The 1,266-nt window shown below is 62.0% G+C and carries 1 protein-coding gene; it reads left to right on the top strand.

Features of this window, described 5'->3' with window-relative positions:
* A partial coding sequence (glyA, locus tag AC2FFA_RS22530; protein ID WP_496853311.1) for a serine hydroxymethyltransferase occupies positions 1-1,266 on the top strand: 1,266 nt, incomplete at both ends.

A 1,266-nucleotide genomic window follows, 5' to 3' on the forward strand; every position in this document is an offset into this window, starting at 1 on the left:
CGGATTTTTCACCCAGTCCCTTGCTGATCGTGATCCTGAGCTTTTTGGCTCGATCACGTCGGAACTGGGTCGTCAGCGCGACGAGATCGAGCTGATCGCGTCCGAGAACATCGTCTCTGCCGCCGTGATGGAGGCGCAGGGCTCGGTGATGACCAACAAATATGCCGAAGGCTATCCCGGGCGCCGCTACTATGGCGGCTGCCAGTTTGTTGATATTGCCGAAAACCTGGCCATCGACCGCGCCAAACAGCTGTTCGGATGCGAGTTTGCCAATGTGCAGCCCAATTCCGGCTCTCAGGCCAACCAGGGCGTGTTCCAGGCCCTGATCAAGCCGGGCGACACCATTCTGGGCATGAGCCTGGATGCCGGTGGCCACCTGACCCACGGCGCGCGGCCGAACCAGTCGGGCAAGTGGTTCAACGCGGTGCAATACGGCGTGCGCCAGCAGGACAACATGCTGGATTACGATCAGGTCGAGGCGCTGGCGAAAGAGCACCAGCCCAAGCTGATCATCGCGGGTGGCTCGGCGATCCCACGCCAGATCGACTTTGCCCGCATGCGTCAGATCGCCGATATGGTCGGCGCCTATCTGCACGTGGACATGGCGCATTTTGCCGGTCTGGTGGCAGCGGGCGAACACCCCAGCCCCTTCCCCCATGCGCATGTGGCCACGACCACGACGCACAAGACCCTGCGTGGCCCGCGTGGCGGCATGATCCTGACCAATGATGAAGATATCGCCAAGAAAGTGAATTCAGCGATTTTCCCTGGCATTCAGGGCGGCCCGCTGATGCATGTGATCGCAGCCAAGGCCGTGGCCTTTGGCGAGGCCCTGCGGCCTGAGTTCAAGAACTATGTCAAGCAGGTGATCACCAACGCGCAGGCGCTGTCGGATCAGCTGATCAAGGGTGGGCTGGACACGGTGACCCACGGGACCGACACCCATGTGGTGCTGGTCGACCTGCGCCCCAAAGGGGTGAAAGGCAACGCCACCGAGAAGGCTCTGGGCCGGGCGCATATCACCTGCAACAAGAACGGCGTGCCGTTTGATCCCGAAAAGCCGACCATCACATCGGGCATCCGTCTGGGCAGCCCGGCAGGCACCACCCGCGGCTTCGGCGAGGTCGAATTCCGCCAGATCGCCGACTGGATCATCGAAGTGGTCGACGGCCTGGCCGCCAATGGCGAAGACGGCAACAGCGCTGTCGAAGCCAAGGTCAAGGCCGAAGTCGCAGACCTCTGCGCCAAATTCCCGATCTATCCGAA

The sequence above is a fragment of the Ruegeria sp. YTSB088 genome (genome assembly GCF_059609825.1).